The following is a 13,071-nucleotide window of genomic DNA, read 5'->3' as shown; positions in this document are numbered from 1 at the left end:
CCAAATTGCCGGAAAGTCAAGGAAACAACGGGAAAAGCGCGTTAAACGTGCCGCTCGCGGCTGGGCTTTTAAGCCTCAGGCGTGGTTTTTTGGGATTTATCGTTAAAAGAGCAAAAAAAGCGTTAAAACCGAGACGCTATTTCAAATAGGTTTTAAGCTCTGCCCCGGCGATCAGAAACCGCATCGGATCCACGGGCGTATCGTTGCGGCGCACTTCATAATGCACGTGCGGACCGGTGGAACGGCCGGTGCTGCCGGCGCGGCCGATTACGTCGCCGGCTTCGACCCGGTCGCCGGCCTTGACCAGAATGGCGGAGAGATGGCCGAATCGGGTGGACACGCCCTGGCCGTGATCGATCTCGACCATATTGCCGTAACCGCCGGAATTTTCCGCCACCGTCACCTTTCCAGCGCCGGTGGATTTGACGTCTGCGCCGGTTTCGGCACGAAAATCGATGCCGGTATGTAGCGCCGGGCGGCCGAGAAACGGATCCATCCGATTGCCGAATCGACTGGTGATCGCCCTGCCGGGTGCCGGGTTGCCGAAGGGCAGGGTCGTCGCCGTTTCCCTGACGACGTCCAGCCGGTTGAGAGCGGTGTCGAGATTGGTCAGCGACAGGCTGAAGGGATCGGTTTCGCCGCGCTCTGGCTCCGCATAGGGTCCGCCCATGTCGGCGGTGCCGCTCTCATCGATCTTGAGCCCGGCCTGGCGGATAATGTCCTGCATCGCACTCGCCTTGTCTTCGGCGTCGCTCGTCAGTTGCGCTATCCGCGATATCTGCTGGCGCTCGATGTCCTTCAGCGACAGAGTTACCTTTGAAAATACGCGATCGGCGCGGTCCGAGGGCGTCTCGCCGCCTTCCGGCTGGTAAGCAGCCCGTCTGTCGTTCGCGGTGGGTTGTTCCGGCTGTGGTGCGCGCGGTGTCATCAGCTTTTCGATCGCCGAGAGACCGCCCGACAGATCGGCGCGCTTTTCCGGCGCCATGGCGTTTGAAAGGGACGAGGGTGCTGTCGGCGACGTCGCGACGCCGGAGTTTTCCGCGCGTTCCAGCAGTTCGCTCATGCGGCCGTGCCGCGAGGTCAGCGCCGCCTGCTGTTGCAGAAGCTTTTCCACTTTCTTTTCAACGACCTGCTGATCCAGCAACTGCCTGGAGGTGACGCGGTCCACCTGGGCTCTCAGGGCTGCGATGCGGTCTTCGTAATCGTTCTGAATGCGGGTCTGGCGCGCCATTGTCGCGCCGATCAGGTCGTCCCGCAGGATAAGGTAGCCGGTGGCGCCGAGATAACCGAGCGAAAAAAGGCCGATCGTGCAGCCGGCAAGCGCCGCCATCCACGGCCGGATGGTCATGTGCCGCACCTTGTCGCCGCGCGCGAGAATGAGCACGTGCGGCTCACGCTTTTTGCCAAATACCCGGTTTTCCGCCGTATCAGTCACAATCTCTCTCCGGACTGGCCGATTTCTTGAAGGAAATCATAATTCGTTAAGGTTAACGAAGTTTTGCCGGAGTAGAGTTTCGGCAGCGTCGGCTACTGGCTGACGGATGTGAGCGAGCGGTAAAAGGATGGCGTCAGGCCGGCCTCGGCGCGGGCAACGTCATTAAAGGGCGGTTTCAAAGGGCCGCGGAAATTGGCGCGCACCAGTTGCCTGAAGGTTGCGGCCGGATCCTTCTTCTCACGGGCACAGAGGAACCGGAACCATTTTGCACCGATGGCGACGTGGCCCTTTTCGTCATTATAGATGACGTCCAGAACGGCGGCGCTTTCGAGATCGCCGGTTTCGCGCATCTTCGCCTGCAGGGAAGGGGTGACGTCCAGTCCGCGCGCTTCGAGGATGAGCGGCACGACGGCAAGCCGTGCGGTGAGATCGTTGCGGGTGGAATGCGCCGCCTGCCACAGCCCGTCATGGGCGGGCAGATCGCCATAGTCTGCACCGAGGCTTCTCAGCCGGTCGCGCACCAGCCGGAAATGTTTTGCCTCTTCGAAGGCGACCTGCATCCAGCCATCGAAAAAGGAATGCGGCACCGGCTCGCTGGCATAACGGGCGACAATGTCGAGCGCGAGATCGACGGCGTTGAGTTCGATATGGGCAATGGCGTGCAGCAGCGCGATACGGCCCTTGACGCTGTTAAGCGAGCGGCGTTCCACTGCGGTCGGCGGAACGAGTTCCGGCTTTTCCGGCCTGCCCGGGCGCTCTGGCAGGGGCGGGTCCAGCGGAGAGCGCAGCGACAGGCGGCGCTCCAACCACCGTGTCGCCGTCTCCTGTGCGAGCGCGGTCTTCCTGTCGAGATCGGCGCTTGCGATAGCATCCGTCGCACCACCGCGCAGCGACATGATTTTGAACGGGGGCATCACAACGGGTTGGTCCCTCAGAGTTTCTTCGCTGCGTCGAGAACGGCCTGGGCATGGCCGGCGACCTTCACCTTGTTCCAGATCTCCGCGATCTTGCCGTCCGGTCCAACGAGGAATGTAGTGCGTTCGACACCCATGTATTTTTTCCCATACATGCTTTTTTCCTTCCAGACGCCATAGGCTTCCAGAACCTTCCTCTCCTCGTCAGACGCGAGCATGACGGAAAGCGAATGTTTTGCCGCAAACTTGTCGTGGCTTTTGACGCTGTCGGGCGAAATGCCGATGACAACCGTGTTGGCCGCTTCGAATTCACCGCCCAGCGCGCTGAAATCGATCGCTTCGGCGGTGCAGCCGGACGTGTCGTCCTTGGGGTAGAAATAAAGAACGACGGCCTTGCCTTGGAGTTTGGACAATGTCACCGTCCCTTCACCGTTGCGGGGCAAAGTGAAATCGGGAGCCGGGCCGCCAATCGTCAAGTCTGTCATAATCTACCTTTCTTTCGCCGGGATGTTGAGTGAAAGTTGCCACATTCGATATATAGCGAAACCGCGCGTCGTCCAGATCACGATTGGGATTTCAGATCGTTTCGACCTCAAATCCCAACCGTGATCCGGGTTAAGGAATTTGAGCGGGATTCCAGACGAGGACCGCTTACACTTTTCGCCATCCCGCTCCGGTGTTGCGGCGAAACAAAAGCTATTCAGGGGCAAATACGGGCGTATGGCTGAAGTCAGGGGTGAAAAGGTCAAGTTCGGCAGGCGCGATATCGTTGCGCTGCACGATCTGCCTTCGGCTCAGGCCGAGGATCCCATCATCGTGCATTGCCCGCCGCCGCGTTCCATGGCGCGTGCTTTCCTCAAGGTTTTCGCGGCTCTTTTCGTGCTCGCCTTCCTCTCCATCGGCGGCATCATTCTTTCCGTCGAGACCGGTTCGATTGACAATGCGCTGTCCAGCCAGGCGCAGCAGGCGCTGGAACGGGCGCTCGGACCGCATTACAGCGCGCGAATCGGATCATCGGCGATCAGGTTCTCCACCGGACTGCGCCTTGCGCTGGTGGCGGAGGATGTGGATATCGTCGAGAAGGAATCCGGCCAGCATCTGAGCAGGGCGCGGGCGATCGGCATGGCGCTCGATCCCCTCGCGCTTCTGGCGGGTCGCGTGTCGGTGGAGAGCCTAGAAGCCGACGGGATGGAGCTGGATACGGCGCTTTTGCCCAAGGGCAACGGGTTCGATCTTGCCAGCGTCAAGCTCGACGCCGTGCCGCTGCAATTGCAGGAAGCCTTCGGGCAGCTCGACAAGCTGGCACAGGCTTTCCTGAGCAGCGGAACCGAGGAAATCGATATTTCCAGCGTCTCCGTTCATCTGCCACCGGGCGAACTGGGAAAGCCGCGCACCATCGAGGTGCGGGAACTGTCGCTGACGCCAGACCAGCAGGGCGGCTATTCGCTTGACGGGGAAACGCTGTTCAACGGCGAAATCGCCAGCGTGTCACTCAAGACCTCAGGTGCGGGCGGCGTGATCGACGGTTTCCAGGCCCGTATCGATGGCTTCGACATTGGCCCGTTTCTGGAAAAATACGATCCGGACGGCAACCTCCATGAGGGGCTGAATGTCAAGACGGGCATCAACATCGTTGCCCGCCGGGCCAAGGAGGGGCTGGAGCCGCGTCTCGACATCTCGCTCGGCCTCGGTAACGGCACGCTTCGGATCGGCGGCGAGGCCCAGCCCTTCACGGCCGGCACTGTGAACGCGCGCTACGATTTCGCAAAAAGCACGCTTGTCATCGACAACTCGCGGGTGGAACTTGGACGCACGATCATTCCGGTCGTCGGCGTAATCAGCGATACGGAGGAGGGTTTTGGTCTGTCCCTCCGCATCGACGATGCGGTTGCTTCGTCCGAAGCCTCGGGCGAGGCCCCGGTTCCTTTCAGCCTGAAGGCGGACGGTCACTTCACGGCCGCGACGAAGCAACTCGACGTTTCATCGCTTTATGTCACAAGCCCACTCGGAGACATGGCGGGATCGCTGAAAATGCGGTTCGGCGAAGGGTCGCCCGAAATCAGCTTCGGCGGACAGATACCGAAGATGGAGGCCACGGCGGTCAAGCAGCTCTGGCCTTTCTGGATGGCGCACAAGCCGCGCGACTGGGTGGTTTCCAATCTTTATGGCGGCACGGTCACCAATGGCTCGATCGCAATCTTCATCCCGCAGGGCCGGATGTGCGGTCCCGGTTGCCCGCTGGTGCTCGGCGAGAGCGAAATGCAGATTCGTTTCGACATTGACGATACGCGTCTCAACACCACCGGCGACATTCCGCCCCTGCGTGATGTCGATGCGCATTTCGATCTCGTAGGCGGCAAGATGGCCGTCGAAATCAGGCGGGCGACGTCCTATTTCCCGTCCAACCGTTCGCTGGCGCTTGAGAACAGCCGGTTCGTGATTTCCTCGGTTTATGACAAGCCTCTGCTTGGAAATCTCGAACTCAGCGTATCGGGCTCCGCAGACGCCGTAGCGGAGCTTGCGACACTGAAGCCGATCAACGCGCTCAAGGACACGCAGTTCAAGCCGGAGGATTTCGCCGGCGATGTGCAAGCCAATGCGAAACTGACCATCGGCCTGCTTTCCAGCCAGAACCCGCCACCGCCGGTGTGGACGGCCGATCTCGATCTGAAAAACCTGTCGCTGACGAAACCCTTCGCCGGCCACAAGGTCACGGCGCTGGACGGCTTCATGACGTTGAACGACCGTCAGCTCCTGCTTCAGGGCAAAGGCCGCGTCGATGACGTGCCGATGGATATCGAGATGACGGAGCCCGTGCGCAAGAACAGCGGTGTGGCTCCCACCCTGTCCCTGAAGGCCACGTTGACCGAAACACAGGTCGCCAAACTCGCGCCGGAGCTGTCCTCGGTTCTCGGCGGCACAACCGTTTTGGAGATCGACGGTGCCGATCCCAAACGCCAGGACGTAAGGCTCGATCTGACCAAGGCGTCGATCATTCTTCCGGGGCTTGGCTGGAGCAAGGGCATCGGCATTCCGGCAAAAGCCGCCTTTACCATGGAAGTGGCGGACGGTCGTACCGCAATCACGGATTTTTCCCTCGATGGCGATGGTTTCGGCGCCGCCGGCGACATTGCCTTCAACAAGAGCGGTCTGATCTCGGCCGATCTCAGCCGCGTGCAGCTTTCGCCCTCCGATAATTATGCCGTTTCGTTGGCTGCTTCGAAAAACGGCTATATTATCAATGCTTCCGGAAAATCCGCGGATCTAAGGCCTTTCCTGTCGAAGCTGCGCAGTCCCGCCGGCGGTGGCGATGGTACGTCTCGTTCGCAGCCATCTCTTTCCATCAAGGCGCAGTTTGACAAGGTCTACGGGTTCAACGATGAGATCCTTGCCAATGTCAATTCCGATGTCAGCGTGCGTGACGGCAAGGTGCGCTCGATCGATTTTCGCGGCGTGACCGGCAACGGACAGGCGGTGGTCGCGCAGACCACCAATCGCGGCGCGACGGGGACTGTGACATTGACCAGCAGCGATGCGGGTTCGCTCGCGCGGTTTGCCAATATCTACAGCCGCATTCGTGGCGGCCTTCTCAACCTAGCACTGACGACCGCCAATGGCAGCGACTGGAGCGGCTCGCTGGATCTGCGCAATTTCTCGGTGGTCAACGAGGCCAAGTTGCAGGACATCGTCGCAACGCCCACGGGCGAGGATGGCAGGAGCCTCAACAATGCGGTCCGCCGCAACATCGATGTCAGTTCGGAGAAGTTCCAGCGCGGCTTTGCTCGGGTTGTGTATGTCAACGGTTCGATCGCGGTGGAAAACGGGGTTGTGCGCGGTGAACAGATCGGCGCAACGTTTCAGGGGCTGCTGAAGGATCAGAATGGCCGCATGGACATGACCGGCACCTTCATGCCCGCCTACGGGCTGAACCGGCTGTTCGGCGAGTTGCCCTTTATCGGCATCTTCCTCGGCAACGGGCGCGACCGCGGCCTGCTCGGCATTACCTTCAAGCTTTCCGGCCAGACGGACCAGCCGAAGCTGACGATCAACCCGCTGTCGCTGATTGCGCCCGGTGTTTTCAGGCAGATTTTCGAGTTCCAGTAAAAAGGGCCGCTTTCGCGGCCCTCAATGACAGGTTCGGTGTGGGCGTCAGGCCGGGCGAACCAGCACGTGCTTCTTCTTGCCTACCGACAGCTTGATGACGCCATCACTGGTCACTTCGCCGGTGCCGATCATCTGGCGCTCGTCGGAAACGCCCTGATCATTGATCTTCACCGCACCGCCCTGAACGTGGCGGCGGGCCTCGCCATTCGAACCGGCGAGACCTGCGCGGACGATGAGCGAGAGGACGCCGACGCCAGCTTCAAGTTCGGAGGCCGGAACCTCGATGGAAGGCAGGTTTTCGGCCAGCGCGCCCTCTTCGAAGGTCTTGCGCGCCGTTTCCGCGGCTTCTTCCGCAGCGGCACGGCCGTGCAGGATCGCGGTTACCTCGGTCGCCAGAATTTTCTTGGCCTCGTTGATTTCCGATCCACCGAGCGTAGCCAGACGGGCGATCTCTTCCATCGGCAGGGTCGTGAAGAGCTTGGCGAAGCGAACGACGTCGGCATCTTCGGTGTTGCGCCAGTATTGCCAGAAATCATAGACCGGCAGCAGGTCCTTGTTCAGCCACACGGCGCCCGAGGCCGACTTGCCCATCTTCGCACCCGAGGAGGTGGTCAGAAGCGGAGAGGTCAGCGCGTAAAGCTGCGGTGTCCCCATGCGGTGACCCAGGTCGATGCCGTTGATGATGTTGCCCCACTGGTCAGAGCCGCCCATCTGCAGGCGGCACCCCGTGCGCTGGTTCAGTTCCACGAAATCGTAGGCCTGCAGGATCATGTAGTTGAATTCGAGGAAGGACAGCGACTGCTCGCGATCGAGGCGTGTCTTCACGCTGTCGAAGGACAGCATGCGGTTGACCGAGAAGTGGCGGCCGACGTCACGCAGGAATTCGAGATAGTTCAATCCGCGCAGCCAGTCGGCATTGTTGATCATCAGCGCCGGGTTGCCGGGACGGTCGTAATCGAGGTAGTTGGCGAAGACGTGCTTGAGCGAGGTGATGTTCTCCTCGATCATGTCGATCGTCATCAGCTTGCGGGCCTCTTCCTTGAAGGAGGGGTCGCCTACCATGCCGGTGCCGCCACCCATCAGCGAGATCGGCTGGTGGCCGGTCTGCTGCAGCCAGTGCAGCATCATGATCTGGGTGAGGTGGCCGACATGCAAACTCGAGGCCGTCGGGTCATAGCCGATATAGGCGGTCACGGTTTCCTTGGCGAACAATTCGTCGAGACCTGCCTCGTCGGAGATCTGGTGAATGAAGCCGCGCTCATCGAGCGTGCGGAGGAAATCGGACTTGAACCTGGACATAACCTTTTACTTTCTGGTTTGATCTTTACGGCCATCGAAAACCGGTGACCGTCGCGGCTTTATCATTGTTTTTTGAAATGTGCACCCGTTTCGGCCATGAATGTCGGGATTCAAGGTCAGCATGATTCGAGATTGCGGGAGAGCGGCAGGTGGGCGAGGTGAAAACGGCAATCGGACTGATGAGCGGCACGTCGATGGACGGCATCGATATCGCGCTTCTGCGTACCGATGGCGAGAGCGTGGTGCGGCATGGGCCAAGCGGCTATTTTCCCTATGATCCCGGCCTGCGGGCCATCTGGCAGAAGGCGCTGGTCACCGCCAAATCCATCCGTGAACGGCACGAACGCCCCGGAGATCTTGATGAGGCAGAGCGCAAGCTGACGCTTGCCCATGCGGCGGCGGTGAAATCCTTTCTCCATCGTCACCGGCTTCTGCCCGGTGAAATCGATGTCATCGGTTTTCATGGCCAGACGGTGCTGCACCGGCCGGATGATGCGCTGACGGTGCAGATCGGTGACGGACCCTTGCTAGCTGAAGAAACCGGTATCGATGTTGTTTACGATATGCGCGCCAATGACATGGTGCATGGCGGGCAGGGCGCGCCGCTCATTCCGGCCTATCACATGGCGCTGTCTGCCAACCTACCTGACGGGTTTGAGACGCCTGCGGTCTTCGTCAATATCGGCGGTATCTCCAACCTCACCTTCATCGGTGAATCTGGCCAGCTTGCCGCTTTCGATAGCGGCCCCGGCAATATGCTGATCGACCAGTGGATCGAGGCCCATACGGGCAAGGCCTTCGACAAAGGCGGCAGGACGGCGGCGGGTGGCAGCGTCGTTGCCTCGCTGGTGGCGCGTTATATGGAAAGCCCGTTCTTTTCCGGTAATATTCGCCGTTCGCTGGATCGCAGCGATTTTGCGCCCCCGGAAAAGGGTGAGCTCTCGCTGGCCGATGGTGCACGGACTTTGGCGCATCTGACGGGGGCCGCCATTCTGAAGTCGGCAAGCTATCTGCCGGAGGCGGCGAAGACCTATGTGGTCTGTGGTGGCGGTCGGCTCAATCCGGTGATCATGGCGGAGTTTGCAGACCTTGCCGCCAAGGTCGGTGCGCGGGTGATTGCGGCGGAAGAGGCGGGGTTCGATGGCGGCGCGATGGAGGCGGAGGCCTGGGCCTATCTGGCCGTTCGGTCGCTGAAGGGGTTGCCGCTGACCTATCCCGGTACGACGGGGGTGAAGGAGCCGGTGACGGGTGGGGTTTTGGTGAAGGTTTAATAGAAGACGGTGGATGTGGCTTACCCCCCTCTGCCCTGCCGGGCATCTCCCCCTCAAGGGGGAGATCGAATCGGGGCGACCTTCCGGTCATCTTTAAACGCAGAGTCTTAGGCGAGGAGCACGCGTCTAGCTGATCTCCCCCCTTGAGGGGGAGATGCCCGGCAGGGCAGAGGGGGGTAAGCCCAGCCCGCTGGGTATCACTATAGGAATTCAACCTGCCCGGAGACCGGGCGACAAATCACCGAATACGCTTCGCCGCCGGTTCCGGCACAAGCTCGCCGTTCAGGCGACGGTCGAGATAGTCCTCGCATTCGCCCATCAGCTCATCCACCTTGCCGTTGAAGAAGTGGTTGGCGCCGGGGACGGTGCGGTGGGTGATGAGGATGCCCTTCTGCGTCTTCAGCTTTTCGACCAGGCCGTTGACATCCTTTTCGGGCGCGACCTTGTCGGAATCGCCGTTGATGATGAGGCCAGAAGACGGGCAGGGCGCAAGGAAGGAGAAGTCGTAGGTGTTCGGCTGCGGGGCAATCGACATGAAACCTTCGATTTCCGGGCGGCGCATCAGAAGCTGCATGCCGATCCAGGCGCCGAAGGAGTAACCCGCCACCCAACAGCTCTTGGAATCCGGATGCAGGCTCTGCACCCAATCGAGCGCCGAGGCGGCATCGGAGAGCTCGCCCGCACCGTGGTCGAACTCGCCCTGGCTGCGGCCAATCGAACGGAAGTTGAACCGGAGCGTCGTGAAGCCGCGCTTCTGGAAAAGATAGAAGAGCTGATAGACGATCTGGTTGTTCATCGTGCCGCCGAACTGCGGGTGCGGATGAAGGATGATCGCGATCGGCGCGCTCTTTTCCTTGGAGGGTTGATAACGGCCTTCGAGGCGACCCGCAGGGCCGTTAAAGATGACTTCGGGCATTGGTACTCCGGTCGTGTTTTTTCATTCTCCAACCGCATTCTTCCGATGAGAAGACTTGACGAACTCTGTCATCTTTTCTAGAACGCAGTTTAGAATAATTCGAAACTTTGCGTGTGCTAAAGCACTCGGGTGGTGTCATAAGGCAAGCGCAACTGTAATTTCAAGAAAAATGCGTTTTCGCGCATTGAAGATTGGATGAAGCCTTTCGGCGATGACGGTTTTGACGCGCACATATATGGACTGGAACGCCACGGCGCCGCTTCTGCCGGCCGTGCGGGAGGTGCTTGTGTCTGCGCTTGATCTTGCCGGCAATCCGTCTTCCGTCCACCGCGAAGGGCGTGCGGCCCGCGCCGCCGTCGAGACGGCTCGCCGGGAGGTTGCGGCGCTTGGCGGCGCTGAGCCGGCGCATGTGACCTTTACCAGCGGTGCAACGGAAGCGGCCAATCTGGTGCTTGCGCCGGAATTCAGGATGGGACGCAGCCCGGTTCGGGTAAGCCGGCTCTATGTTTCCGCCATCGAGCATCCCGCATTCCGCGAAGGTGGCCGTTTCGAAAAGAGTGACGTAACGGAAGTTCCCGTTACGTCAGCGGGTGTCCTTGATCTTGCCGCGCTTGAAGCGTTGCTGTCTTCGCATGACAGGTCGTCCGGGCTGCCGATGGTCGCCTGCATGCTCGTGAATAATGAAACCGGCGTCCTTCAGCCTGTGGCGGAAGCGGCGCGGCTGGTTCATGCGGCGGGCGGCCTGATGGTTGTCGACGCTGTTCAGGCTGCCGGCCGCGTGCCGCTCGATATCAACGCGCTCGATGCGGATTTCCTTGTGATTTCGTCTCACAAGCTCGGTGGCCCGAAGGGTGCCGGCGCTCTTATCTCGCGCGGCGAGGTGATGATGCCGAAGCCGCTGATCCATGGTGGCGGCCAGGAAAAGGGCCATCGTTCGGGTACGGAAAATACCCTGTCGGTCATCGGTTTCGGTGCCGCTGCGGCTTTTGCCTCCCGGAATGTCGAGGTTGAGGCGGCGCGTCTTTCCGCGCTGCGGGCGCGGCTGGAAAACGGTATGCGCGTGAACGCGCCTGATGTGATCATCCACGGTGACGATGTCACGCGCGTCGCCAATACCACGTTTTTCACGCTTCCGGGCCTGAAGGCCGAGACCGGGCAGATCGCCTTCGATATAGAAGGTATCGCACTGTCGGCAGGGTCGGCCTGCTCATCGGGCAAGGTGGGCGAAAGCCATGTCTTGACCGCGATGGGGCGCGATCCCAAGCTCGGCGCGCTCCGGATTTCGATTGGCCACGCGACTGACGAGGCGGACATTGAACGGACGCTCGCGGCGTTTGCGAAAATTGCGGGACGGCGCAAGCTTTCCGGTCAGGCCGCGTAAAATGCGGCAAAGAATTGCGGATTAGCAATTTTCCGCTTGCCGGGATGTGTGAAAAGCGCCATCCCGCACCTACATGGGTATAAGCTCTGCCCCGGCCGACGGCTCGGAGCGATTTGCCCGAAGATGAATAAGGCGGCTTTCCGCCTTGATACGTTGACAAGCCACCGGACCTTGGCTCCGGCGAGATTGGAGAACGACATGGCAGCGGTTCAGGAAACGATCGATCAGGTCCGCCAGATCGATGTGGACCAGTATAAATACGGCTTCGAAACCAATATCGAAGTCGACAAGGCCCCGAAGGGTCTTTCGGAAGAGGTGATCCGTTTCATCTCGGCCAAGAAGCAGGAGCCGGAATGGATGCTGGAATGGCGTCTTGAGGCTTACAAGCGCTGGCTGACGATGGAAGAGCCGACCTGGGCGCGCGTCAGCTACCCCAAGATCGACTTCAACGATCTCTATTATTATGCCGCGCCGAAAAGCACCCCCGGCCCGAAGTCGCTCGATGAAGTCGACCCGGAGCTGCTGAAGGTCTATGAAAAGCTCGGCATTCCGCTGAAAGAACAGGAAATCCTCGCCGGCGTCGAAAAGCGTCAGGTCGCTGTTGATGCCGTGTTCGACAGCGTCTCCGTCGTCACCACCTTCAAGGCGGAGCTGGCGAAGGCCGGCGTGATCTTCATGTCGATTTCGGAAGCCGTGCGCGAGCATCCGGAGCTGGTGAAGAAATATCTCGGCTCGGTCGTTCCGACGACGGACAATTTTTATGCGACGCTGAACTCGGCCGTCTTTACTGACGGTTCCTTCGTGTTCGTGCCGAAGGGCGTTCGTTGCCCGATGGAGCTTTCCACCTATTTCCGCATCAACGAGAAGAACACCGGCCAGTTCGAGCGCACGCTGATCATCGCCGAAGAGGGTGCCTACGTCTCCTATCTGGAAGGCTGCACCGCTCCCCAGCGCGACGAGAACCAGCTTCACGCCGCCGTTGTTGAACTCGTGGCGCTCGATGATGCCGAAATCAAATATTCCACCGTCCAGAACTGGTATCCGGGCGACAAGGAAGGCAAGGGCGGCATCTACAACTTCGTGACCAAGCGCGGCGATTGCCGTGGCAACCGCTCGAAGATCTCGTGGACGCAGGTGGAGACCGGTTCGGCCATCACCTGGAAATACCCGTCCTGCATCCTGCGCGGCGATGACAGCCGTGGCGAGTTCTATTCGATCGCGGTCTCCAATGGTCACCAGCAGATCGACAGCGGCACCAAGATGATCCATCTCGGCAAGAACACGTCGAGCCGCATCATCGCCAAGGGCATCGCCGCCGGTTTCTCGGAAAACGTCTATCGCGGCCAGGTCTCGGCCCACCGCAAGGCGACCAACACGCGTAACTTCACGCAGTGCGACTCGCTGCTGATCGGCGACAAGTGCGGCGCTCATACCGTGCCCTACATCGAGGCGAAGAACTCGTCCGCTCACTTCGAGCACGAGGCGACGACGTCGAAGATTTCCGAAGACCAGCTGTTCTATTGCCTGCAGCGCGGCATTCCCGAGGAAGCGGCGATCGCGCTGATCGTCAATGGCTTCGTCAAGGAAGTCATTCAGGAACTGCCGATGGAATTTGCCGTGGAAGCACAGAAGCTGATCGGCATTTCGCTGGAAGGGTCTGTGGGATAAGTTTTCCTCGTCATCCTCGGGCTTGACCCGAGGATCTACGGCCCTTGGCCTGAGCAGAGACAACCCACTTCCCGGATCCTCGG

The 13,071-nt window shown here is 60.3% G+C and carries 9 protein-coding genes; 4 read left to right on the top strand and 5 right to left on the bottom strand.

The features are described from left to right. Positions 1 to 136: 136 nt before the first annotated feature. From AGR2A_RS11560 to bcp, 3 genes are all read right to left on the bottom strand, one after another. Entirely contained in the window at positions 137 to 1,435 is a 1,299-nt protein-coding gene (locus AGR2A_RS11560; protein ID WP_072494575.1) for a M23 family metallopeptidase, read from the bottom strand. Between the two features lie 92 nt (positions 1,436 to 1,527). Then, on the bottom strand, positions 1,528 to 2,349 hold the full coding sequence (locus AGR2A_RS11555; RefSeq protein WP_080822941.1) for a ferritin-like domain-containing protein: 822 nt from the start codon (positions 2,347 to 2,349) through the stop codon (positions 1,528 to 1,530). Positions 2,350 to 2,366: 17 nt separating this feature from the next. Next, positions 2,367 to 2,834: a thioredoxin-dependent thiol peroxidase gene (gene bcp / locus AGR2A_RS11550; protein WP_004442409.1), complete on the bottom strand. Its 468-nt coding sequence runs from the start codon at positions 2,832 to 2,834 to the stop codon at positions 2,367 to 2,369. Between the two features lie 235 nt (positions 2,835 to 3,069). Between bcp and AGR2A_RS11545 the strand changes: the two genes are divergently transcribed. Next, the gene (locus AGR2A_RS11545; RefSeq protein WP_072494573.1) at positions 3,070 to 6,453 is read left to right on the top strand and encodes a YhdP family protein; all 3,384 of its coding nucleotides are present in this window, start codon (positions 3,070 to 3,072) and stop codon (positions 6,451 to 6,453) included. Positions 6,454 to 6,498: 45 nt separating this feature from the next. Here the strand turns inward: AGR2A_RS11545 and tyrS are convergent, their stop codons facing one another. Then, positions 6,499 to 7,752: a tyrosine--tRNA ligase gene (gene tyrS / locus AGR2A_RS11540; RefSeq protein ID WP_080822940.1), complete on the bottom strand. Its 1,254-nt coding sequence runs from the start codon at positions 7,750 to 7,752 to the stop codon at positions 6,499 to 6,501. Between the two features lie 149 nt (positions 7,753 to 7,901). On the opposite strand from tyrS, the gene AGR2A_RS11535 reads away from it, so the two are divergent. Next, positions 7,902 to 9,023, top strand: a complete 1,122-nt coding sequence (locus AGR2A_RS11535) for an anhydro-N-acetylmuramic acid kinase (protein WP_072494571.1) — start codon at positions 7,902 to 7,904, stop codon at positions 9,021 to 9,023. Between the two features lie 238 nt (positions 9,024 to 9,261). Here AGR2A_RS11535 and AGR2A_RS11530 read toward each other — a convergent pair whose 3' ends face one another. Beyond that, positions 9,262 to 9,939: an alpha/beta hydrolase gene (locus AGR2A_RS11530; RefSeq protein ID WP_003522662.1), complete on the bottom strand. Its 678-nt coding sequence runs from the start codon at positions 9,937 to 9,939 to the stop codon at positions 9,262 to 9,264. Positions 9,940 to 10,150: 211 nt separating this feature from the next. Between AGR2A_RS11530 and AGR2A_RS11525 the strand changes: the two genes are divergently transcribed. Both AGR2A_RS11525 and sufB read left to right on the top strand, forming a co-directional pair. Beyond that, the gene (locus tag AGR2A_RS11525) at positions 10,151 to 11,320 is read left to right on the top strand and encodes a cysteine desulfurase family protein (protein WP_022556469.1); all 1,170 of its coding nucleotides are present in this window, start codon (positions 10,151 to 10,153) and stop codon (positions 11,318 to 11,320) included. 198 nt (positions 11,321 to 11,518) lie between these two features. Continuing rightward, positions 11,519 to 12,988, top strand: a complete 1,470-nt coding sequence (sufB, locus tag AGR2A_RS11515) for a Fe-S cluster assembly protein SufB (RefSeq protein WP_006698793.1) — start codon at positions 11,519 to 11,521, stop codon at positions 12,986 to 12,988. Positions 12,989 to 13,071 lie beyond the last annotated feature (83 nt).

This window comes from Agrobacterium genomosp. 2 str. CFBP 5494 (genome assembly GCF_900013495.1).
GTDB lineage: Bacteria > Pseudomonadota > Alphaproteobacteria > Rhizobiales > Rhizobiaceae > Agrobacterium > Agrobacterium pusense.
Note: the sequence above shows the minus strand (reverse complement) of the source record. Positions and strands in the feature narration are given on the sequence as shown.

What these genes read in the sequence shown, in the direction of transcription:
- AGR2A_RS11555 (WP_080822941.1), bottom strand. Translation starts at nt 2,349, where the DNA reads ATGCCCCCGTTCAAAATCATGTCGCTGCGCGGTGGTGCGACGGATGCT.
- bcp (WP_004442409.1), bottom strand. Translation starts at nt 2,834, where the DNA reads ATGACAGACTTGACGATTGGCGGCCCGGCTCCCGATTTCACTTTGCCC.
- AGR2A_RS11545 (WP_072494573.1), top strand. Translation starts at nt 3,070, where the DNA reads ATGGCTGAAGTCAGGGGTGAAAAGGTCAAGTTCGGCAGGCGCGATATC.
- tyrS (WP_080822940.1), bottom strand. Translation starts at nt 7,752, where the DNA reads ATGTCCAGGTTCAAGTCCGATTTCCTCCGCACGCTCGATGAGCGCGGC.
- AGR2A_RS11530 (WP_003522662.1), bottom strand. Translation starts at nt 9,939, where the DNA reads ATGCCCGAAGTCATCTTTAACGGCCCTGCGGGTCGCCTCGAAGGCCGT.
- AGR2A_RS11525 (WP_022556469.1), top strand. Translation starts at nt 10,151, where the DNA reads ATGACGGTTTTGACGCGCACATATATGGACTGGAACGCCACGGCGCCG.
- sufB (WP_006698793.1), top strand. Translation starts at nt 11,519, where the DNA reads ATGGCAGCGGTTCAGGAAACGATCGATCAGGTCCGCCAGATCGATGTG.